General features: G+C 39.6%; 20 protein-coding genes. 2 read left to right on the forward strand and 18 right to left on the reverse strand.

Translation table 11 applies throughout. The annotated features are described in order from the left end of the window. Window positions 1–46: 46 nt before the first annotated feature. The 6 genes from B9A58_RS07320 to B9A58_RS07345 all read right to left on the reverse strand — a co-directional run bounded on the left by B9A58_RS07320 (window position 47) and on the right by B9A58_RS07345 (window position 5,292). Entirely contained in the window at window positions 47–1,252 is a 1,206-nt protein-coding gene (locus B9A58_RS07320; RefSeq protein WP_139793787.1) for a hypothetical protein, read from the reverse strand. Window positions 1,253–1,555: 303 nt separating this feature from the next. Continuing rightward, window positions 1,556–1,924, reverse strand: coding sequence for a response regulator (locus B9A58_RS07325; protein WP_084371802.1), 369 nt, complete (start codon window positions 1,922–1,924; stop codon window positions 1,556–1,558). A gap of 110 nt (window positions 1,925–2,034) precedes the next feature. Next, a complete protein-coding gene (locus tag B9A58_RS07330; RefSeq protein WP_317042060.1) occupies window positions 2,035–2,403 on the reverse strand; it encodes an MmcQ/YjbR family DNA-binding protein in 369 nt (122 codons plus the stop codon). Beyond that, window positions 2,403–2,603: a DUF6728 family protein gene (locus tag B9A58_RS07335; protein ID WP_084371803.1), complete on the reverse strand. Its 201-nt coding sequence runs from the start codon at window positions 2,601–2,603 to the stop codon at window positions 2,403–2,405. The genes B9A58_RS07330 and B9A58_RS07335 overlap by 1 nt, the downstream gene beginning before the upstream one ends. After that, window positions 2,603–4,543, reverse strand: coding sequence for a (E)-4-hydroxy-3-methylbut-2-enyl-diphosphate synthase (gene ispG / locus B9A58_RS07340; RefSeq protein ID WP_084371804.1), 1,941 nt, complete (start codon window positions 4,541–4,543; stop codon window positions 2,603–2,605). The genes B9A58_RS07335 and ispG overlap by 1 nt, the downstream gene beginning before the upstream one ends. A gap of 53 nt (window positions 4,544–4,596) precedes the next feature. Then, complete coding sequence (locus tag B9A58_RS07345) at window positions 4,597–5,292, reverse strand: SDR family oxidoreductase (protein ID WP_084371805.1); 696 nt, start codon at window positions 5,290–5,292, stop codon at window positions 4,597–4,599. A 120-nt stretch (window positions 5,293–5,412) separates the two neighbouring features. Here B9A58_RS07345 and B9A58_RS07350 point away from each other — a divergent pair, with 120 nt between their 5' ends. Next, window positions 5,413–6,141 carry an MlaE family ABC transporter permease gene (locus B9A58_RS07350; RefSeq protein ID WP_084371806.1) on the forward strand — a complete coding sequence of 243 codons (729 nt, stop codon included), beginning with the start codon at window positions 5,413–5,415 and terminating at the stop codon, window positions 6,139–6,141. 1 nt (window position 6,142) lies between these two features. Continuing rightward, window positions 6,143–6,898: an ABC transporter ATP-binding protein gene (locus B9A58_RS07355; RefSeq protein ID WP_084371807.1), complete on the forward strand. Its 756-nt coding sequence runs from the start codon at window positions 6,143–6,145 to the stop codon at window positions 6,896–6,898. Window positions 6,899–7,148: 250 nt separating this feature from the next. Here B9A58_RS07355 and B9A58_RS07360 read toward each other — a convergent pair whose 3' ends face one another. The 12 genes from B9A58_RS07360 to B9A58_RS07415 form a co-directional block, all read right to left on the reverse strand. Further along, window positions 7,149–10,619 carry a hypothetical protein gene (locus tag B9A58_RS07360; protein ID WP_084371808.1) on the reverse strand — a complete coding sequence of 1,157 codons (3,471 nt, stop codon included), beginning with the start codon at window positions 10,617–10,619 and terminating at the stop codon, window positions 7,149–7,151. Then, entirely contained in the window at window positions 10,619–14,176 is a 3,558-nt protein-coding gene (locus B9A58_RS07365; protein WP_084371809.1) for a sensor histidine kinase, read from the reverse strand. The genes B9A58_RS07360 and B9A58_RS07365 overlap by 1 nt, the downstream gene beginning before the upstream one ends. 95 nt (window positions 14,177–14,271) lie before the next feature. Beyond that, window positions 14,272–14,553, reverse strand: coding sequence for a DUF983 domain-containing protein (locus B9A58_RS07370; protein WP_176214711.1), 282 nt, complete (start codon window positions 14,551–14,553; stop codon window positions 14,272–14,274). A gap of 61 nt (window positions 14,554–14,614) precedes the next feature. Continuing rightward, on the reverse strand, window positions 14,615–14,872 hold the full coding sequence (locus tag B9A58_RS07375) for a hypothetical protein (protein WP_084371811.1): 258 nt from the start codon (window positions 14,870–14,872) through the stop codon (window positions 14,615–14,617). Between the two features lie 35 nt (window positions 14,873–14,907). Then, window positions 14,908–15,480 carry a DUF420 domain-containing protein gene (locus B9A58_RS07380; RefSeq protein ID WP_084371812.1) on the reverse strand — a complete coding sequence of 191 codons (573 nt, stop codon included), beginning with the start codon at window positions 15,478–15,480 and terminating at the stop codon, window positions 14,908–14,910. A gap of 18 nt (window positions 15,481–15,498) precedes the next feature. Then, window positions 15,499–16,083, reverse strand: a complete 585-nt coding sequence (locus B9A58_RS07385) for a hypothetical protein (RefSeq protein ID WP_084371813.1) — start codon at window positions 16,081–16,083, stop codon at window positions 15,499–15,501. Between the two features lie 55 nt (window positions 16,084–16,138). Next, the gene (locus B9A58_RS07390; RefSeq protein ID WP_084371814.1) at window positions 16,139–16,468 is read right to left on the reverse strand and encodes a cytochrome C oxidase subunit IV family protein; all 330 of its coding nucleotides are present in this window, start codon (window positions 16,466–16,468) and stop codon (window positions 16,139–16,141) included. Window positions 16,469–16,489: 21 nt separating this feature from the next. Continuing rightward, complete coding sequence (locus B9A58_RS07395) at window positions 16,490–17,239, reverse strand: cytochrome c oxidase subunit 3 (RefSeq protein ID WP_084371815.1); 750 nt, start codon at window positions 17,237–17,239, stop codon at window positions 16,490–16,492. Between the two features lie 17 nt (window positions 17,240–17,256). Beyond that, window positions 17,257–17,838 (reverse strand): cytochrome c oxidase subunit 3, encoded by a 582-nt coding sequence (locus tag B9A58_RS07400; RefSeq protein WP_084371816.1) that lies wholly within the window; start codon window positions 17,836–17,838, stop codon window positions 17,257–17,259. A 1-nt stretch (window position 17,839) separates the two neighbouring features. Then, window positions 17,840–18,736 carry a heme o synthase gene (cyoE, locus tag B9A58_RS07405; RefSeq protein WP_084371817.1) on the reverse strand — a complete coding sequence of 299 codons (897 nt, stop codon included), beginning with the start codon at window positions 18,734–18,736 and terminating at the stop codon, window positions 17,840–17,842. Continuing rightward, window positions 18,729–19,802 (reverse strand): COX15/CtaA family protein, encoded by a 1,074-nt coding sequence (locus tag B9A58_RS07410; protein ID WP_084371818.1) that lies wholly within the window; start codon window positions 19,800–19,802, stop codon window positions 18,729–18,731. Before B9A58_RS07410 ends, cyoE begins: the two co-directional genes overlap by 8 nt. A gap of 11 nt (window positions 19,803–19,813) precedes the next feature. Then, a complete protein-coding gene (locus tag B9A58_RS07415) occupies window positions 19,814–21,658 on the reverse strand; it encodes a cytochrome c oxidase subunit I (protein ID WP_084371819.1) in 1,845 nt (614 codons plus the stop codon). Window positions 21,659–21,670: the final 12 nt, after the last annotated feature.

Raw genomic sequence — 21,670 nt, forward strand, 5'->3', positions numbered from 1 at the left:
CTAAAATTAGGCTTTTAGGAATAACGAACCAACTCAAGAACAACAGCTAATCAATAGACTCAAGTTTGGGAGCATTTCTATTCCAATTGATCATATGCTGAACAATTCCTGCATAATATTCAATTATCATTCTTTCAATTCGCTCAACAAATTTTTTAACACTAGCGAAGTTTGCCCCGAAGCTGCTAATTAAAACAATATGGAATGCTTGAATCTCTTTACCTATACTTAAATCGGCAAGGGTATCTAATTCCGAAAGTTTTATTTTAATATGAGATTTACCAAACTTAATATCTGCCTCAACCCATATGTCACTTTCAATTTTATTGAAAATCGATTCGCTTTGCTTTTTACAGTTCTGTAATTGTTTAGAAATCCATGTGATCCTAGCTTTTGTACCTTTATCCAATGGAGGAATTACTTTAACTGACATTGAGACTGACCTGCGCTCAAAGTCTGAAAAAACCTTAATATCAGATACTGAATTTTTTACACTTAAAATTCCGCTTATATAATTGTGTTTAACAAGCTGAGCAATATCCTTCTTTAGACTATCTTTATTTTTAGAAGTTGACTTCACAAGAACCCCTAAACTACGGCTCAAGTACAATGCCATATCCTTCTCCTCCTCATACCAGCTTAATACAGCATCTTCAATGTATATATCTGAATTTTTTAATGGTTTTTGGGCACTTACATTCTCAGCCAATTCTTTCCACCCTGGCTTCATACTTGTATATCCGCTTACTCCAGAAACAGGATTCTCCATATAATGCAGAACCTCCTTCATAACCTCTTCCTGATCTTCATTGGTAATATTTTCTTCATTGTCAAACAACAAAAGTTGTCCAATTGTCATAAGGTAAGTCCAAGAAAAGTGATACATCGAAATGCTTTTGGGTAGTCTGACAGCAACAGGAGACAAGCTAGAATCTGCGACGAACTCATTCGAAACCGTAACAAGTTTATCAACTCTGAGCTTTTTTGCTAGTTCAATATATTTTTCAATCTGATTCTTATCTATCCCATTATTCTTATTTTTCATTTCTAAGAACACTGCACCCTTTATCACATCTTTGACAACAGTAATTATCATTCCATCTATCCTAGAATTTTTGTCAATTTCAGGAATACTGACTTCAGTAAAAAAATATGTCTTACCACTTCGACTGAATTTAATTTCCTTAAAAAGAGTATCTCTAAATTCTTTAACAATTCGTACAGACGACAAAAAAATAGAAGTGAGAGCCATTTCGTCTCCCGTTTTGTGGGTTGGGATTAGGCGAGCAGGATGAACTTGAATTTGGCCAGAATTAACAAACAAGTCAAATTCACTCTTTTTGAGTCCAACCAGTTTAGTAAATTTCCTTTTGATCATATTCTTATACTTTTCAGTTTGAAAAAATTCAAGAATTGGCCAAAGTGTAATTATGAAATATTTTGCGACAGGAACATTTCGAGCCAATTTAAAATCTCAAAATGCTTACACAATTAAACCAAAAAAGGGATCAAATACAATTTGCTCCCTTTTTTGGTTTAATTATTTTAAGGTTAATCAAGCCACCCTACTTACAGCTGCTTCTATAGCTGCTTCTACTTCTGCGGCATTTAGCGGTTTGTGAAAGACTTTGCTGATCAAGCTGTCTTCGACTGCCTGCTGGATCTTGGGCTCTCCATCCATAGAGGTGAGGATAAAGCATTCTATATTGTTGTATTTGGCTCTGGCTTCTTGTATAAAATCAACACCATCCATACCTGGCATGCGCATGTCGCTTATGATTACGATAAAGTCGTCTTTGATTTGAGTTAGCTTCTTAAGTGCTTCCTGACCAGAATCGGCCATCATGATGGAATACTTGGGGTCAAAAATCTTTTCGAATATGATGCGAGGAATAGACTCGTCATCCACATATAGTACTGTCATGGTCTTTTCTCTAACTGGTTGAACTCTAATTTAATCAATAATTTTTGTTGATCAGAAATTTTGGCACTCTCGATTCGATAATTCATTACTCTGTCTTATGAATTATTCCTTTAGTCCAAACCCTTGAGGGTTTTCCACTCTTCTTTGAGCTTCTTTGGTAAACTCTCCACAATCAATTCATAGGAATGTTCTATCAATTCATAAATCAATTCATCAGGCAATGTGCCATCCATATAGACAGAATTCCAGTGCTGCTTGTTCATGTGATAACCTGGCTGAATAGCCGGAAATTGAGCGCGTAATTCTTGCGCCCGCTCAGGGTCACATTTGAGATTGATAAATTCAAAAGTATTGATAGAACACAAGGCGAACATCTTGTCCATGACCTTAAATACCAAGGTATCTGGCCCGAAAGGACAACTTTCTGTTACGCCAGGTTTTGAAATGCAATATTCACGGTAGGTTTCAACATTGATCATTATTGTAATAGCGTTTTCTTGATGATGAAATAAATCATACCCAAGAGAAACGCAATAATGGCAAATTTGTTGATGCCATGCATCATTCGCAGATTGAGATCTTTTTTCTGATTAGGGTCTTCTTTTCTAAAGAAATAACCAAATACTTCTCCTAAAGAGAAAAATTCCTTCAAACCACTTTTTTCTTTCTTTTCATCCATCAGTTTAGGGTTACTTCTATGGCCTCAGGTTCTACCCAGCTGCCGTCGTCTTTTATTATCTGAATTAATTCATCTACCGCATAATCAGAATGTACCGCGCGCTTGACCACTTCCTGCCCTCTGTACAGGGTAATTTTGTCTTTTCCTGACCCCACATATCCATAATCTGCATCAGCCATCTCACCTGGGCCGTTTACAATACAACCCATAATACCGATTTTCACACCTTTGAGGTGATCTGTTCGTTTTCTGATCATGGCGGTAGTTTCTTGTAAGTCGAACAAGGTTCTGCCACAAGATGGACATGAGATATACTCTGTTTTAGTCATACGGGTTCTGGCGGCCTGAAGGATACCAAATGCCGTTTCATTTTCCACCTTTTTACTGCCATTGCCAGCAAGCATGACTCCATCGCCCAATCCATCGATCAGTAAGCCACCAATATCCGTGGCTGAAGCCAATTGAAAATCTTCTTTGTCAGCAATCTCTTGATGCCAATTAATGACAACAGGTGAATTCACTTCTTTGATAATCAATTCAAAAATGAACCTGCGAAGCGAAGCCATGGCATGTAGGTTGTTGGTATGTAGCAAGATGATGGCATGTTCATGACCTTGCAGTTGGTTTATTTTGCTGAGCTCGTCTGCTTCCAGCTTCACGAAAGCGATTTGATTTTTCTCCAGATTGACCAAATCATCCATGACTACCAAAGGGTATTTTTTGTCCTGATCAGACAAATCTTTCCAGACGGCATAATCAATAATCTCTTGCAATCCATTGGGCAACATAAACTCAACTGGACGGCTGCCAGAATAGACATAATCAGCACCCGTGTCATTCATTCGCCATTTGTCAGGCTCTGGCAAATAGAAATGACCTATTTCTTTAAGGTCTTTGACTTCAATGTTCGCCTTCTGGCTAAAATCAGCAATGACTCTGGGCACATTGTGATCACCAATGTTCAATACCTCCTTTGTAATTCTTCTTTCATATACGAAAGGGTCCACAGGGCTATTATCCAAAGGTGCAATATTTGCATGCCCTATTCTATCTGCATATCGATCTACCAGGGCTTGTGCTACTGGTGCTTCGAATTCCGGTTCTTCTGTCAAAGACACCCGAACGGTATCTCCCAACCCATCTTCCAATAATGCGCCTATGCCAACAGCTGATTTGATTCGTCCGTCTTCACCGTCTCCAGCTTCAGTCACTCCTAAGTGCAGTGGATATGGTCTTAAACCCTCTTCATCTAGCTTATGTACCAGTAGTCTATAAGCCTGTACCATCACTCTGGTGTTGCTGGCTTTCATGGAAATAACTATATCATAGAACTCAAGATCTTCACAGATTCTGAGAAATTCCAATGCTGACTCTACCATTCCTAATGGTGTGTCTCCAAACCTTCCCATGATACGATCAGACAATGAACCATGGTTGGTGCCAATTCGCATGGCTGTGCCATGCGCTTTGCAAAGCTTAACCAAAGGCTCAAATTTCTCTCTGATTCTTTTGAGTTCTAACTCATAGGTTTCGTCCGTATAGGCTAGTTCTTCAAATTTCTTTTTGTCTGCGTAGTTGCCTGGATTCACACGAACCTTCTCTACGATTTTGGCCGCTAGCTCAGCTGCGTTTGGTGTGAAGTGAATATCGGCTACTAATGGAACCTGATAACCTTTGGCTCTTAGGCCTTTTCTGATCTCTTCAAGATTTTGAGCTTCCTTGATGCTGGGAGCAGTGATTCTTACATACTCGCAACCTGATTCTATCATTCGGATAGACTGCTCAATGGAGCCTTCTGTATCCATGGTATCTATTGTAGTCATGGATTGCACACGGATAGGATTGGCTGCGCCCAATGGTACTCCTCCAATATTTACTTCGATCGTTTTCCTTCTCTTGTACTCGGTCAGAGAAGAACAGTATTTATGTGAATCAGACATGTTGCAAAAATAGTGATGTCAGCTTTTCCAAAGTTCGAAACCTTTGGAAAAGATTAGATATCACCCAGTTGTGGGCGGATTATAATCTCTTCAATTACTGAATTTCTGGAAAGTTGATAAGCTGACCAAATGGCGTCAGCCACATCTGAAGACTTAATGAATCGTTCTTCAGGCAAGTCTACGCCTTCCCAGCTAGCGGTAAGTGTAGCACCAGGATGCACAGCAGTCACACGAATGCCATGTGGTTTCAGTTCTTCTCTCAGGCCAAGAGACATGCCGTGCATGGCAAATTTCGAAATGCTGTAAGAACCACCATTTGGATAAGCCTTTAACCCAGCCACTGAGCAAATATTGAATATGTCACCACTCTTGTTTTCTATCATACCAGATACTAATCCACGCGACAAATGATAGGCGCTGTATAAATTGGTATTGATCATCAATTCCAAAACACCATCATCTTCATTATGAATTTCTCCAGGAATAAAAGTGCCCGTATTATTCACTAATACATCAACCTTACTCACTGATGAGTTGATGAATCCAATGAACGTTTTCACTTCATCTACTTTTGATGAATCCGCTTTCATGGCAAATACCTTAGCCTGATTCACGGAACTAACCAATTCATCCAAATCTTTTTGATTTCGAGCACAGGTCACCACATCGAATCCTTCAGATGCAAATTTTTCAATGATGGCACGGCCAATACCCTTCGTACCACCCGATACCACAATGGTCTTATTCATAGCATTTCAAATTATGTCAAAGGCAAATTAAAGGTTTACAAAAATAATTGTAGGTAAAGTGATTTTAAATTCTGAGAGGTAGTCTAAAATTGTTATTTTGGTGGCGAAATTTAAAATTGAATGGCTAGCCTAGGACGCTTTATACTATTTATCGGATCCATGTTTGTGAGGAGGGAGAGTTTCCTGACTTATGTACGCCTTACTATAGATGAATGTATGAAGATCGGTATCAACTCGATATTCATTGTGTCCATTGTTTCTATTTTTATTGGTGCTGTTACAACCTTACAAACGGCCTATAATCTGGTCAGCCCATTTATTCCACCGTACGTGATATCGTTAGTCGTAAGAGATATGACTATTTTGGAACTCGCACCTACAGTTATGGCAATAGTCTACGCCGGAAAGGTGGGGTCTAATATAGCCAGTGAACTTGGCACCATGCGCATATCAGAACAAATAGACGCCTTGGAGGTCATGGGAATCAACTCTGCCTCTTATCTGGTTCTTCCAAAAATAATAGCTTCATTTTTCACCTATCCCATGCTGGTGGTGCTTTCAGCATTTCTATCTATCCTTGGGGGATATCTGGCAGGCACGATGACTGGCACACTGACGGGATATGAGTACACTTATGGTATTCGGTCAGAGTTTTCTGAATTCAGCGTCACTTTTGCCTTGATCAAGTCATTCACTTTTGCGCTGGTGGTGGCAGCCATTTCTGCTTACAAAGGGTATTTCACTAATGGTGGAGCTCTCGAAGTTGGGCAGGCCAGTACTGCCGCCGTGACCAATAGCTGTATTGGGATTCTTACTGCTGACTTTTTGCTCACTAAACTCTTGCTCTAAGATGATAGAAGCTCAAAATATCAGTAAGTCGTTTGACGGCAAGGAAATCATAAAAGACATCAGCATTACGTTTGATCAGGGCAAGACGAATCTGATCATTGGGGCAAGTGGGACTGGCAAGAGTGTCTTATTAAAAAATATTGTTGGCCTCATTCAGCCAGATAAGGGACAGGTTCTTTTTGACGGCAGAGATTTTACGAATGCTGGCAAGAACATGAAAACTGAAATAAGAAGAGAAATAGGCATGCTCTTTCAGGGTGGCGCACTTTTCGATTCCATGACAGTAGAACAAAATGTCATGTTTCCCCTCAATGTGCTAACAACCATGGGCAAGGAAGAAAAATTGGATCGAGTCAATCATTGCCTTGACAGAGTACAATTGACTAACGTGAATGAAAAAATGCCTTCAGAAATCAGTGGAGGTATGAAAAAGCGTGTAGGCATAGCTCGTGCGATAGTGAATCATTCCAAATATTTGTTTTGTGATGAGCCCAACTCTGGACTGGATCCGCAAACATCAATTACTATTGACAATCTGATCAAAGAAATCACAGAGGAACTAAACATCACCACTGTGGTAGTAACCCACGATATGAATTCTGTCATGGAGATAGGTGATAAAGTGAGCTTCATCTATCAAGGCCAAAAACTGTGGGAAGGCAACAATGAGTCAATTTTTGATTGTGAAGTCAAAGAACTTCAAGACTTTATTTTTGCCAATAACCTAATGCGAAATGTAAAGCGTATGAGGGGTTGATCAGGTGTTTACCCAAAGCAGCAATAGGAATGAAGAGTAGCTAATCACTGCGGCAATAAGTTTAAACATCTTCCAGTAAAATTCGTCCCCTTTTTTAACGAGATAACTAAGTAACATCATAACAGGATTGGATTTGTTTTCTATTCGAAGTACTATAATTAACTCACCAGATAAAAATTAATTATACCAAGTGCTTCATAATTTCGACAGACATAGTTGTTTCAGCGGTCAACGTGAATTGGAGAATTGACTAAAACAAGGCAGTTACCTGCATTCTTCCCATGTGAATGACAGGCCGATCTACTGATTTTCTACCCTCATAACCCAGATTCATTTGTAAGCCTGAAATGAGTTTCTGACTGTAATTGAATTGCCACGAATAATTAGTACCTGGCTGTAGTGCCTCCAAGAGTTCGTAGGACGCAGCATTGGTCAAATCACCCTCGAAAGCAATATCTGCAATTCTGAAATTGGCGTTCAATGCATTCTTCACACCATTAGACCAGCGGGATTCAAAAACCATCTCATGGATTTTAGAATTTTCACCTCCATCAGCCACTTGCACATTGCTTTTAGTCGCCAATCGATACGCACTACTAAACCTGATGTTATTAGCTGGCTGCCATATCAGACCAGGCAATAACTCCTTGGCCAGTATTAAATAGTTTCTGTTCTCCTGAAATTGAGAGGCGTTTTCCTTTTCGGAACGTTTGTATCCGCCAGTAACTGTAAGTTCCTGGCTCAGATGAAATCGTAGGTTGAAGCTATATTCGCGATTGGCTCTGGATTCGATACCTCTTGAGATCAATTGTTTGGAATGGTTGACTAAGTAACCCACATCTCCACCAAATCCACGTCCTGATCTGTTGTAAAAAAATACTGTTCTAAGGGCGTCACGCACAAAAATCATATCAGCATTGGCAATATCCAGCTCGAAAGGATTGAATCTCAAGTTGAAATCATCATTTGTATTTTTCTTATTGATATTGACACTTGATCGATTGGATATTTTGCTTAAAACCTCAGTCAACCCTCCATTATTTTTCCATTTTTTGGGCATTTGTGAATTCACTGAGAAGATAAAAACCGTATGGAACGCATTCACAAAGTCCGTGGTGGGTACAAATACGCGAATGTAAGTTCGTTCGTCAAAATTGATGGCCTCGAAAAATTCCGTCAAATCCTGTACGCCATCCCCATTCAAATCACGCCAGGTGTGTGTCCCCTCACCTGCAGCCACTTCGATATAAATAAATTCCCTTAAAATCTCCCTGCTACTGGAAGTAGCGTAAGACAAATCCGTGCGTATATGCCCATCCCATAATCCACCTTGCCAATTGAGTCTGCCCAGTATAGAATTTTCATCCTCTAGATAACTGAAGGCTTCCTGATAGTCTACCTGACGATAAGTAAAAGTCAAATCCAAGCGATTTGTTTTGTTCAGATGGGCTGAAGTGTTGGTAGACAATGTTTTGGATTTCGAGTAGGGCAGCAAAAATCCATTTTGCACATTTCTATCCTCCCTTACTATATAGTCCAATCTATAATTGATATTAAGAGAATCATTATTTCTAAGGTAAAATTGATGGGCTGTGAAGTTCATGGCTGAACGATATAGCGAATCGTTGGCCACCAGTCGCACTTCATTTTCATCCTGTTCAATTTTGTAACCTGGTACTACAAAAAAGCGATCCATGAAGATTTCGCCATGCCACCTTCTCCATTCTGAATTTTCTCTCAGGTTTTCATTTTTCAAATAAAAGTGTCTCCCAGATAATTTTACAGACCCAAAGTTTTTTCGCATTTCGACTTCATGTTGGAATCCGTCTATTGCACTTTCTTTTTTACGCAAGGAAAAACGGCCAGAAACCATGTTCTGAAAATCTCTCTGTAGTAAGACAGAACTGTTGAATATATTATCTGCCGTTCTAAATGTATCTGACTGAGGGCTATAACTCCAGTCACGATCATATTCGATCGAGCGATAGCGATCTATTGGCTTGAAGTCTGCACCATCGTGTTCAAAATCTATACTGGCTGAAAATTGTGACTTTGGCATAATTTCAAGTGGCAATTGTTCCATTAATAAACCCACTTTGTAAGCTGCATCTTGATTGTCATGGTTCCCTATTGGGGAATATAGATTCAAGTCCTGATTTGAAAATGCAACCTCACCATAAGTTTTGATATGTTTGGTCAGTTTGGTTTCTGCACCTAATACCATGAGCTGCTTTGAATTGGGGGCAGGTATAAACCTGACTGCTTCGTACGAACCCTGATTGATGCCGCCAGTCGGAGAGACCCACTGGTATACACGTCCATTTATGTCATTGATAAGCAGTTCGTAGCTACCACTGCCCGACCCTACATTTGAGAAAGATACTTTATAAAGTTGCTGTGTTGAATCTCTTGAATAGACATAAATCTCTTGAATATTGCCATCTAAGTCTAGTGTGTCTTTCTTCTCATACAACACCAAATGGGCGCTAAATTCGGTTTCATTCCCTCCTTCTATTGGCACTGGCAATTGCTCATCCCCAGCCTGACTCATGAGTGTTTTGTCGGCATCAGTTAGTAAAAAAGCCAGTGGTTTATTTTCATTGTCCTTTTCACGATAGTACTCAAAATGAAAATTACTTTTTGGCGTGCTAATCTCCTGTCTGGCATTGACCACAGACCGACTATAATTTTGATCGGAATATTCATAAGTCACACGGATTCGGGAAAATTGTGTAATCTGAATGGTTGGGTTGAAGGTAATCTCCCCTAAATTATAGTCAATAATATAATCATGACTGTAACCCCTGGTCAATGGCTTGCCGTCTAAAAATACCTGCTCTGAATTCGCCAAAACCACAATAAAACGCTGACCGTCTGGACCAGGCAATTGATAGGGGCCCTGCAAGCCTTCAATAGCAGCTACCGTGACATCAGCAAATTGCCCCTTGGCTGCTGCAATCGCCAGGCTAGAACGTGCCTTGAGCTTTTCATTGATATTGTAATTCACATCAAATTGACCCCCTTGCACATTTTTATAATGTCTCAAGAAATTGGAGTTGCCATTGGTCAAAACCACATCTCCTGCTTTGAGTGATAGATTTTCATTGTATATCTCAAATGTTATATTGTCGAACTCACGAAGTTGCTGAGTATTTCCTTCTGGCTGAAAAGGTACATTTTGGTCTGTGATATCCGCTCGGATATTGAGATTGTCAGAAAGCTTTCCATCCATCTGAAAATTAAAAACAGAATTCACATTCAGGCTTTGCGAGTTTCCGAATGTTACGCCACGAGACAAACTTCCAGTTTTATAAATCTCAGGAGTAGAAAACAGTTCCTCTTTTTGATATACATAATTATTGATAGTTGGTCGTTCACTAAAGGAGGCCGTGGAATCATACAGACTTTTCGATTTGTGCGCATAAACCTTGCGCCTTGGCAGGGGGATCACTCGATAGCAGACTTCAATGTGTTGGTCAGAAGGTGTAGCTATTCTTAGTTTTTGGTCTTTGGTATCAAACGAAAATTCAAGATTTGGATCAAGGACAATCGATTTTGGGTCAATGACCAAACTGTCGGTAAGAAAAACTGTGTGTTCTCCACGATTCAGCGTTTTGCATCTTAGTGATGATTGCGCAAATACGGACTGACTTAAAATCAGAAACATAAGCGAACCAACAACACCTACCATGGCATGAAACACGTATGCCCTGCCCCTCATTACACCTCTTGATAAAGTGGAAGTTCTATATAGAAAGTGGTGCCAATGTTCTCTTTAGTTTCAAACCAAATGTCTCCCCCAGCATGTTCTATCCCTCTTTTGGCTACTGCCAAACCTATCCCTGAACCTGTTTCTTTGGTGCTAAAGTTTGGCGTAAAAACTTTGTCTTGAATATCCTTAGGGATTCCCTCTCCTCTATCCCTAAAGCTTATTTGCAGCTTTTCATTTTGACGAATCAAAGACACTCGCAAGCTCGCATTGGCCATCGTTTTCATGGCCTGAAAAGCATTTAGTATGAGGTTATTAAAGATTCTTCCGAATAGCTTTTTGTCTCCCATAACAGTGAATGTCCCAGATTCCAATTCTTTCTCTATGGCCTTGTCTACATGTAGGTCAATTGACTTTTCAAGCGTTTGGCGGATATCGAACGGCTCCCGCTCTGGTGTGGGCATCTTGGCAAAGTGACTGAATGAGGTAACAATTTCATCCAACGTATCTATCTGACTCAGTAAAATTTCAAGTGATTTTTTGTCCCCTTCCTTACCCTTCAAAATCCTATGCAAATGCTGAATGGTCAGCTTCATTGGAGTCAATGGGTTTTTGATCTCATGAGCCACCTGCTTGGCCATTTCGCGCCAAGCGGCTTCTTTTTCGTTTCTGGCCAGTTCAATTTTGGTACTCTCCAACTTGCTGAGCATATTGTTGTATTCATTGACTAACGTCCCAATTTCATCATCCGTATGCCATTCAATGGGTTCATTTACCTCCACAAAACCTGTTTCGTGCAAACGATCAGCTATAGCTACAATCGGCTTGGTCAACTTCGAAATAATGAAGTATGCAATGAGAATTGACAGAATAAAGACGAATGTAAATATGTTGATAATATTCCCAAACAGTTGGACTTGTTGTCTGGTCAGGTGGTTTTTAGAAGCAAAATATGGTGCGGCTAGCACACCAAGTAATTCACCTGATTCTGGTGATAAGACAGAAACATAAGAGGTTTTATACAAAAAATTGCCAATGGACTCATCCAAAATCAAACTCTCCTTTTGTTTACGAACCAGTTGATCCATTGCATCAGCTACTAAATATTCAGAAACTATGTTTGATTCAAAAATCATAGGTGTACTCGACGCCAACAAACGGCCATCCTGATTATATAAATTCAAATCCATTCCTGAATGATGCGCCAACTCAGACACATCATTTTCCAACTGTTCTTTATTGATCTCCCGTGTGTAGAACGAACTTAAATGGTCATTGATGTCCTCAGTCATCACCAAAGCCTTTTTAAGATTTGACTTGTCTATTTCTTTTCTATTAGAAACGTCCGTACTGGTCATTACCGCAACGCCTACAAGCACCAGGGGAATAACAAATGACGCACCTGAATAGAGCAAAATTTTAGTGGAAAAATTGAGCTGAATGGTGTCGTTTGGTAGCAAAGCATAGTTGAGGAGAAATATCAAACTGGCTACACTCAAAAAGAACGCAAATAAGAATGAGAAATTCGATATGATGTTGGTATTGGGGTAGACAGGGCTGGATATCAAAATTGACTTAGCGCCTGATTTAGACCCCAAATGAAAAAAACCCTCCTTCTCAATTCCTGTACTATACAATTCGGGAAGGTCCAACAATTCGCTATTCACAAACGATTCATAGTCAAATTCTCCTGATTTATAAATGAGCTCATCAGACTGATAAATGGCGTAGTCATAGTCTGTCGTAGAGCGCTGTGATCTGTCCACCAGCAGTTGAGGAAGCACCCGTTTGCCAGAAAATTTTTTAAGTCGTAATTCTATTTCCAAATACCCTGTCACGTTTCTATAGCGCTCCAATTCAACGAAACAGACAAATTTTTTGCGTTTTTGCAAGTCCATTTGACCATCATAGTAAATCCCATTATAGCTGGTATAGAACTCTGGAGACTGATATTTCTGCTTTAGTTCTTCAATGGTTTTTCCTTTGTGCTTGGAGGATATAGCCCTTCCCTTTTCGTCAAATAATGCAATCTCAATTTCATAATTATTGAAATAAGTGTTGAAATAGGTTCTTTTGATTCGCTGAACAATACTCTCTCTTTGGCTCTGAGGGTTGATCATTTTGCCATTGATGACCAGATCATTCTTTATCTGCCTCATGAGGTTAGACAACAAGTACTCCCCATCAATGTCGCGATCGAGCTGCAAATAAGTAGCAAACTTCCTAATCTTATCTGTTTCTTTCTTTTCGAAAGATTTATAAATCAAAATTGAGCCAGCCATGGCTAAAAGAATGGCAGAAAGCATCAAATAGTTCAAACTGTCAAACCTCAATTTCTTGAGATTATCTGGCAGTTTAAATAGAAAAACTAGTATCTGATATACCAAATTACCAATCAGGACCAGCCAAATATTGGCATAGGAAAACATCAACAGCCAGGAAATAATCAGGCATATCGTATGTAAAGTGAGGAACTCACGCTTATTGCCATCTATGTAGCGAAAGGCATCAAAACCAAAATAGGTAATTAAAAAATATAGAATGGCGACCATGGCAATCAACAAATAGGCAAAAATGCGCTCTAGCGGAAATTGCAAGGATTCTGTGATATCTAATGTGATCTGAGAATGTGCCAAAACGATCTGAACTGTGTCTGCAAATAGATAAAAGGCAATGTAACCCAAGAAGATAGACAAATAACAAATCCATTTTGCCCATTTCTTATTGGCCCAAGCGGCAAAATTACCCTTCTGGGTAAGTACATATACCAGAAAAATATTGAGTGCGCAAACATTCAACAGTGCATCTCCAAGACTAGCATAAAACCATTCAAACCTAAAGGTAGACCCTGCAAAAACGCCCAGTCTAAAATAAGCACTTGGAAATTCGGCAAGGAGCATCCCTCCCCTCATAAGGATGAAAATCACCATTAAAAATGCCGCTCCATAATTGAATCCTTTTTTGTTCATTATCCCTAGCGCCGAATAATAGATAGCTAAAAAAAGGCCACCAAAAAACAAGAGAATGGTCGTGAGAATGAGGTGATTGGCTTGAGGTGCATAATTAGATCGCCCTGTCCATTGTACATTAAATAAGGTCTTGCCTTTGTGCGTAATAGGTATGGATTCAGCACCATAACCAATTTCTATATTGTTGGGGATGATGATGGGATTGTATTCATCTGGAAAAGAACGAAGGGCTGAATCAAAAACCCTTCTAACAGGAACAAATGCAATAATTTTAAATGCTTCCTCTTCAGTAATTCTATCGTAAGTTTTAAAAAGATATTCTCCTTGATAGGTGGAGAGTAAAGGTTCAGATGGGGCAAGAATAAATGCTTCTAATGGAGGAATGAGTAAGTTATCCGTCCAACTGATCAGCTTACCTTTTTGATTATACACCAAGAAATCAATCCCTAATATGGGCTGAAAGAATGGGATTCTATCCTCCACCAGTTCATAGGCCATATCGAATCGTTGATAATGATCCGCAATTGTGACTTCTATCCGCTCTGCCTCAGTGGCAACATCTATTTTAGAAAACGCAACAAGGTATACCAATACTGCCAAAGCAACAATTGACAGGCCCAGACCAGAGAATATGTATTTTTTGCTATTGATAATTTTGGTATTAGAATCCGTTGATCAAAATACACAAAATTACGCTAACTGGAGTATTTGGAGTTGAATCTAATCCCGCCAAAAAGATGTAGGAATATGGCTCTCGAATACTTGAACATGGCTGGCCAAAGTAGCGCTACTGAACTGATCACCACTGTCATGTAAACCCATGTGTCTGGATTGTCAAAGAAATTGTAAAGTATAAATCCTGTAGCCAAGGTGATAGCCGCTGAGAAACCATAGCTGACAAACATAGCTCCAAAATAGAAGCCTGGTTCAGGTTCATAAGTCTGGTCACAGTTTGGGCATTTATCATGCATTTCCATGCTAAACCACTTCTTTGTCAAAGCGTATTTGAACATATTGCCTTCGCGGCAACGTGGGCATTTACAATTCAATAACGCCTCGCTTGAGCTTTTTTTTCGCATTTTTTTTGCTAGTTAAATACCAAAGTAGTCCAACAATAGGAATGATCAGGTAAGGCGTAAAGAACAAATACATGATCCCAAAGTTCAAGCCCTCAGCCAAACTCAACTCACCATGACTGACATTGTTTACAATGGTGGTCTTGCACATAGCACATTGAGCCCAAGCCTGAGCGCTTAATGCCACCAGTAAACCAATAGTAAATAAGACTCTTTTCATTTAATTCAATTATCTCACAAAGATGTTTACGAGAATTATTGAGGGTAGTATGGGCTTGCCAGAAAATAAACCAGCACACCTGTCACTGACACAAACATCCAAATAGGCCAAGTGTATTTTACTGTCTTTTTGTGCTTTTCAATTTCGCCAGCTATGGCAAAGTAAAAAGCAAAAAGCACAAATGGAATAACCACAAAAGACATTCCGATATGCGTTAATAAAACAGTCAGATAAAAGTATCTGAGATTACCAATGCGTATCTCCTCTCCATGCTCCAGAATCCCATTTAGATTAGCATCACCAAAAATAGCTGATGGGCTGGTAGAGTGATACAATGAATAAGCCAGCACGAAGATAATGCCCAGAGTCAGCGCGAATGACATAAAAAATTTGTGCCATAGGATCTCTCCTTGTCTTGCATATCTTTTTCCCATCAATAAGAAAATAGCTGTCATGGAATTAACCAAAGCATTGAATGCTGGAATATCCTTGAGCCAGATATAGTCGGCTGATATTTTATACGGGGAGAATAGAAACACGCCTATCAACCCTGGTACTGCCACAGACAGCAGAATGATCACAATCAATGCTACTTTACTATCTTTCATTTTTGTAGTTTTTGTATTTTAATCACTTAGTAGAATAAATAATTCTGTATTCAATCGGTCAATTTCTTTTAGAATCATGGGATCGTAATACCCTCTTATTTGTCGATTTTGATCAACTAATACCAAGCCACTATCCGCCTTCATTTGAGAATTCAAATCCAACTGCAATATACATCTTCCCAATTTCATCAAATTGCTATCAGGCAGATTAAATCTCTTCCATGCATCGTATCTTGATGGTGTAAATAGGGTGTCCCTTTGTGCTCTTATTGAAACCAATGTAATATCCTTCCTGCCCTTATACTTTTCCAGAAAAGTGTACATGTTATTTCTGAGCTTATCAGAATCAGAGTTTCCTAACTCATATACTGTTATTCCCCTAGGGGATACTTTCTCACCCACAAGCACATTTAGTGCTGCTTCGTTTAGTTGATAAGGTTGTCCTGAAACAGAGGACTCACACCCCTCTAATGGCGTTACTATTCCCGATTGAAAATAGATGGGTATAGCAAATTGATTTTTTCCAAACCCTTGTAGAAACAGGTATAAAAGAACTGGCAGTATCAGTATCAGAAATAGAAATATAGACTTGGTCTTCTTCATTTTAGCAAAAAAAAATGCCGTCTTTCAACGGCATTTTCATTCAATTTCTTGATTCTTATCCTCCGTAGATAGCCGTGAAAATCGCGTCACCTTGAATCAACAGCGCCCCAATCAACCAAAGCACAAATGCCAGCGGTCCAACGATACTCCATTTTAACCCTTTAGTCTCATGACCAAGGTGCATAAACTCAGACATGATGAAGTACGCTTTCACAATTGTCATTACGATAAATATGATCGTTTTGATCGGACTTGCATCCAAAGTAAAGGCTATTGCAAACTCTCCTGCTGTGATCAAAAACAGATACAGCGTTACCATCCATATATGCTTGATCTTTGCTTTGTCTACAGGTATGACCACCTGCTCTTTATTTTCTATTTCCATCTTATGAAATGTTTTTAAAACTTAAATGAGGTAGAAGAAGGTGAATACGAATACCCAAACTAAATCTACAAAGTGCCAGTATAGTCCTACTTTCTCTACCATTTCGTAATGCCCTCTTTTCTCCAATTTGCCTACTACCGTTTGGTAGAAGATAATGAAGTTGATCACGACTCCACTGAATACGTGAAATCCGTGGAATCCAGTAATGAAGAAGAACAACGCAGCAAAGTTTGGCGGGCCATATTGGTTCATGGAAAGGTTAGCGCCGTAAAAAATAGACCCATCTAACAAGCTTCCTCCATTATCAGTACCTACGATAAAGTGAGTCCATTCCCAAGCCTGACAGCCTAAGAAAGTCAATCCACCTACAATGGTCCAAAGCATCCACTTCTCCACTGCCTTTCTATCATTTCTCTGCCCAGCCTCTACAGCCAATACCATTGTTACCGAGCTCATAATGAGGATGAAAGTCATCAGGCCTACAAAAACCAAAGGCCAATGTACACCGTGCATCAATGGAAAACCATTGAACACCATATCTGGAACTGGCCAATATGCTTGAGAGAATGTGAAGTTGGCTAAATCGCCTTCAAATGCAGGGTGACTATATCTAATCAATCCATACGCCACCAACAAAGAGGAGAACGTAAATGCATCGGAAAGCAGGAAAAACCACATCATGAGTTTTCCATAACTGGCCTTCATAGGTGGTGTACCACCCTGCCACAATTTCTCGTTATTTTCTTCTACTACAACTGCTGAACCAGCCATGATCTGAAATTTTAATTTTAATGATTAAGTGTCAAAAATAAGTATAAATACAACCAAAGTCCACCCAAAAAATGCCAATATGTGGCACACATTTCTAGCTGATCTAAACTTTTGGAATGTACCTTATACTTGAAAGCGGCAACAGCCACTACTGCAATAAATATCAACGCACTAATGAGGTGAAATCCATGTACTCCCGTGAGTACATACAAGAAAGATCCTGCAGGATTTCCCACAAAATATACCCCCTGCTCCACCAAGGCTTGCCAGCCCAAATATTGTCCTATTAAGAACCCAATGCCACTGACTGCTGTCAGTAATAGCATGATTCTCATTTTTACTATTTCATCTTTTTTAGCAAAGTAATAGGCCAATTGCATCACGACGCTACTGGCGACAATAATAATGCTTGTCATGTCGAATACCATTGGCAATTCGAAATCCAACCAAACACCATCTGATTGCTTGACTACGTACGCACTGGTTAATGCTGCAAAAAGCATGACTACGGATACCATAAAAAGCCAAAGTGCAAACTTCTTTGGATGCATTCTGAACTGAGTACCTTTATCTTTTTTAAGTGACATTGCTGCGTTCATATCAAATTTTATCTAACATATATGCGATCTGTACGATTGGCAGGTACAGAAAAGAACCAAACATTATTTTCAATGCGGCTTTATCAGAATTGTCTCTCATCAAACTAAAAGTTTGTGCCAAAAAACCGCAGCCACAGATTGTCACAACTACAGCCGAATTCAGCCCAGTAACTCCGAAATAAGTTGGAAGTAGTCCTAGCGGCAAGAGAAACAAAGTGTAGATCATAATATTGATTGCTGTATTTAAGTCCTTTCTACCATTATTAGGCAAAAGCTTAAATCCTGCTTTCTTATAGTCCTCATCTCCTACCCAGGCAATTGCCCAGAAGTGTGGAAACTGCCAAATGAATTGTATTCCAAAAATAATCAATGCTTCAAATGAAATGACGCCAGTGGCGGCTACCCATCCCAATAATGGCGGTAAAGCCCCAGGAATCGCTCCAATAAATACAGCTATGGGGCCTACCCTTTTCATTGGGGTATAGACGAAACTGTATAGGATCAATGAAACAAATGACAATACTACAGTGAGTGGATTAGTAGACAAATACAATATGTATAATCCTACAATCGCCACGAGTGCGCTGAAAATAGCTGCGTCTTGTTTTGATATTTTGCCAGTGGGCAGTGGTCTATTCTTGGTACGCTTCATGAGCGCATCATATTCTATTTCAATAATTTGATTGATGGTAACTGAGGCACCTGACACCAGCATTCCACCAAAAGAAAGCAATAGAAGGTTTGCCCAATTCAGCTGTCCATTAGATGCCAATATGTATCCAAACCCAGACGAAAAGGCCACCAAGAATGAAAGTCTTGGTTTCAATAATTCTATATAGGCGCCAATTTTAGCTCCTGTGGTTAATGTCCCCACCATATGATTTTCTACCTTACCCATTAGTCAACTGATGAGCTGAAACTTCCTTTTCCTTTATAATCAAATACAAGAAATATTGTATTCCGAATATCATTAATGCCAACAGCAGATGAATAGGCTGCAATACATACGGCAGTGCAAAATTAGCCAATACTGCCCCAGTTAATATTTCTGCTACAACCAGAACTAAAAGACCCCAAACTAAATATTTAGAGGTCTTAAACTCCGCAATACTTTTTGTCAAGCGATAAATCAAATACGCGTGAAGCACCAATAGGATCAATGAATAGGATCTGTGCATATAGAAAATAATACCCAAATTCTCTATCCAACTGAATCGTTGATTTTCTCCCAATGAAAGGGCCAAAGAGTCTATGGCTTCACGTACTTGTGTTCCCATCAGGATTTGTGCAAAAAACAGCACCATGCAGATTACCAATAAGCGACGCACTTTATATGGTTTATACGACATCAGACCTTCTATTCTTTCCTTGGTAGTAATCACTCTCACTTTCAGTAGTAGTGCTATTAAGCCTATCGCCAATATCATGTGGAATGTAATCATACCAGGCAGTAAGTTGGTAGATACAACCAATGAACCAATCCAGCCCTGAAAAATAACCAACAGCAAAGCCGCAACCGAAAGGAAGAAGACTCGCTTTTTCGTATGTATATAGCTGTATGACAATACTGTACAAATAATGATTAAAAATCCTACCGCTACGCCTACTAGGCGATTCACGTACTCTGTCCAGGTTCTGGCAAAATTGAAACCATGCGTTTCTTCTACATTTTTGCCTTTCCTTATATCATTGGCCAAACCAGGGAAACCCATACTCCTCACCAAACCTGCCAATCTTTCGTTCTTTTGCATTCGCTTTTCAGCGTAACGTTCTTTGTAATCTTCTGGCAACTCACTTTCCGTAGTTGGAGGAATGTAAGAACCAAAGCATTTGGGCCAGTCAGGGCATCCCATTCCAGACCCTGTACTACGAACAATGCCGCCTACTAATATTAAGAAGTAAACGGCAATGATCGTTAGGGTATTAAATTTTATAAATAAACCTGTCTTAGGCTCTTTAGTCATTTTCTTTTTCCTCAATCTACCTTCTCCTCTTTTGCTTCTTCAGCTTCATGAGGCAGATTAGATTCAGGTGTTTGCGACAACGGCACAGTCTGAGGGATGAAGTCACCTTCAGCACCAGGCTTACTGTAGTCGTAAGGCCATCTATATACTTTAGGTATATCTCCTGGCCAGTTACCATGTCCAGGCTCTCTTGGGGTAGTCCATTCCAAAGTGTTTGAATCCCACGGGTTCAATGATGCTTTCTTACCTCTCCACATAGAGTAGAAGAAGTTGAAAACGAATATGAACTGTGCTCCAAAAGTAATAATAGCAGCTACGGTTACAAACATATTCAAATCACCAAATGAGCTAAATGCGTCAAAATTAGTAAATGAATAATATCTCCTTGGGAATCCTGCAATACCTATATAGTGCATAGGGAAGAAAACCATATAAACGCCTACAAAAGTCAACCAGAAGTGAACATATCCTAATTTCTCATCTAGCATTCTACCGAACATTTTAGGGTACCAGTGATAGATACCTGCTACCATACCAAAGAACGCCGAACTACCCATAACCAAGTGGAAGTGAGCTACAACGAAGTACGTATCGTGCAAGAAGATATCCAGTGCAGAGTTACCTAGGAAGATACCTGTTACCCCACCAGAGATAAACAAGGACACCAAACCAATAGAGAACATCATCGCTGTTGTGAATCGGATGTTACCTTTCCACAAAGTTGTGATGTAGTTGAATGCTTTAATTGCAGACGGAACTGCAATAACTAAAGTCAAGACCATGAAAATAGAACCTAAGAAAGGGCTCATACCTGTTACGAACATGTGGTGCGCCCATACGACGAAGGACAACACGCCAATTCCCATCATTGATCCAATCATCGCTTTATAACCAAAAATTGGCTTACGTGAATTGGTTGAAATTATTTCTGACGTGATCCCTAAGGCTGGCAGAATGATAATATATACTTCTGGGTGACCAAGGAACCAGAACAAATGCTGGAATAAAATCGGGCTACCACCTGTATTTGGCAGAGCCTCACCACCTATATAAATATCAGACAAGTAGAAACTTGTGCCAAATGATCTATCAAAAACCAATAGTAATGCAGCTGCTACCAATACCGGGAATGACAACAATCCCAAAATAGCAGTCAAGAAGAACGCCCAAATGGTCAATGGCATTCTAGTGAATGACATGCCTTCTGTTCTCAAGTTGATGATGGTCGTGATATAATTGATACCACCTAATAGTGTAGACGCGATAAAGAATACCATTGATACCAACCAAAGTGTCATTCCTAATCCTGATCCACCAATCGCTTGAGGCAACGCACTCAAAGGAGGGTAAATCGTCCATCCACCAGCAGCAGGGCCTGTCGAGATGAATAAAGAAATAAACATGATGGTGCTTGAAAGGAAAAAGAACCAATAAGACAACATGTTCATAAATCCAGACGCCATATCTCGTGCTCCAATTTGGAGTGGAATCAAGAAATTACTGAATGTTCCGCTCAGTCCTGCCGTCAATACAAAGAATACCATGATCGTACCATGCATCGTCACGAGCGCCAGATAAAATTCCGTGTCTAGTTGACCCGCTTCAGTAATCCAATTGCCCAATAATGGCCTTAACCATTCTAGCTCAATCCCTGGAAAACCTAATTGTAATCTAAAGATGATAGAAAGTCCACCACCAATAATTGCCCATAAGATTCCCGTGATTAGAAACTGCTTTCCTATCACTTTGTGGTCTTGTGAGAAAATATAATTTGTTACAAAATTGCCATGATGCTCATGATCGTGATCATCGTGACCTGCATTATGTTCGTCTAATTGTACTTCAGTAACTGCCATGATTTCTTATAA

Origin of the sequence: Reichenbachiella faecimaris (genome assembly GCF_900176375.1) — a bacterium.
Taxonomy (GTDB): domain Bacteria; phylum Bacteroidota; class Bacteroidia; order Cytophagales; family Cyclobacteriaceae; genus Reichenbachiella; species Reichenbachiella faecimaris.

What these genes read in the sequence shown, in the direction of transcription:
- B9A58_RS07320 (WP_139793787.1), bottom strand. Translation starts at nt 1,252, where the DNA reads ATGGCTCTCACTTCTATTTTTTTGTCGTCTGTACGAATTGTTAAAGAA.
- B9A58_RS07325 (WP_084371802.1), bottom strand. Translation starts at nt 1,924, where the DNA reads ATGACAGTACTATATGTGGATGACGAGTCTATTCCTCGCATCATATTC.
- B9A58_RS07330 (WP_317042060.1), bottom strand. Translation starts at nt 2,403, where the DNA reads ATGATCAATGTTGAAACCTACCGTGAATATTGCATTTCAAAACCTGGC.
- B9A58_RS07335 (WP_084371803.1), bottom strand. Translation starts at nt 2,603, where the DNA reads ATGGATGAAAAGAAAGAAAAAAGTGGTTTGAAGGAATTTTTCTCTTTA.
- ispG (WP_084371804.1), bottom strand. Translation starts at nt 4,543, where the DNA reads ATGTCTGATTCACATAAATACTGTTCTTCTCTGACCGAGTACAAGAGA.
- B9A58_RS07345 (WP_084371805.1), bottom strand. Translation starts at nt 5,292, where the DNA reads ATGAATAAGACCATTGTGGTATCGGGTGGTACGAAGGGTATTGGCCGT.
- B9A58_RS07350 (WP_084371806.1), top strand. Translation starts at nt 5,413, where the DNA reads ATGGCTAGCCTAGGACGCTTTATACTATTTATCGGATCCATGTTTGTG.
- B9A58_RS07355 (WP_084371807.1), top strand. Translation starts at nt 6,143, where the DNA reads ATGATAGAAGCTCAAAATATCAGTAAGTCGTTTGACGGCAAGGAAATC.
- B9A58_RS07360 (WP_084371808.1), bottom strand. Translation starts at nt 10,619, where the DNA reads ATGAGGGGCAGGGCATACGTGTTTCATGCCATGGTAGGTGTTGTTGGT.
- B9A58_RS07370 (WP_176214711.1), bottom strand. Translation starts at nt 14,553, where the DNA reads ATGGAAATGCATGATAAATGCCCAAACTGTGACCAGACTTATGAACCT.
- B9A58_RS07375 (WP_084371811.1), bottom strand. Translation starts at nt 14,872, where the DNA reads ATGAAAAGAGTCTTATTTACTATTGGTTTACTGGTGGCATTAAGCGCT.
- B9A58_RS07380 (WP_084371812.1), bottom strand. Translation starts at nt 15,480, where the DNA reads ATGAAAGATAGTAAAGTAGCATTGATTGTGATCATTCTGCTGTCTGTG.
- B9A58_RS07385 (WP_084371813.1), bottom strand. Translation starts at nt 16,083, where the DNA reads ATGAAGAAGACCAAGTCTATATTTCTATTTCTGATACTGATACTGCCA.
- B9A58_RS07390 (WP_084371814.1), bottom strand. Translation starts at nt 16,468, where the DNA reads ATGGAAATAGAAAATAAAGAGCAGGTGGTCATACCTGTAGACAAAGCA.
- B9A58_RS07395 (WP_084371815.1), bottom strand. Translation starts at nt 17,239, where the DNA reads ATGGCTGGTTCAGCAGTTGTAGTAGAAGAAAATAACGAGAAATTGTGG.
- B9A58_RS07400 (WP_084371816.1), bottom strand. Translation starts at nt 17,838, where the DNA reads ATGAACGCAGCAATGTCACTTAAAAAAGATAAAGGTACTCAGTTCAGA.
- cyoE (WP_084371817.1), bottom strand. Translation starts at nt 18,736, where the DNA reads ATGGGTAAGGTAGAAAATCATATGGTGGGGACATTAACCACAGGAGCT.
- B9A58_RS07410 (WP_084371818.1), bottom strand. Translation starts at nt 19,802, where the DNA reads ATGACTAAAGAGCCTAAGACAGGTTTATTTATAAAATTTAATACCCTA.
- B9A58_RS07415 (WP_084371819.1), bottom strand. Translation starts at nt 21,658, where the DNA reads ATGGCAGTTACTGAAGTACAATTAGACGAACATAATGCAGGTCACGAT.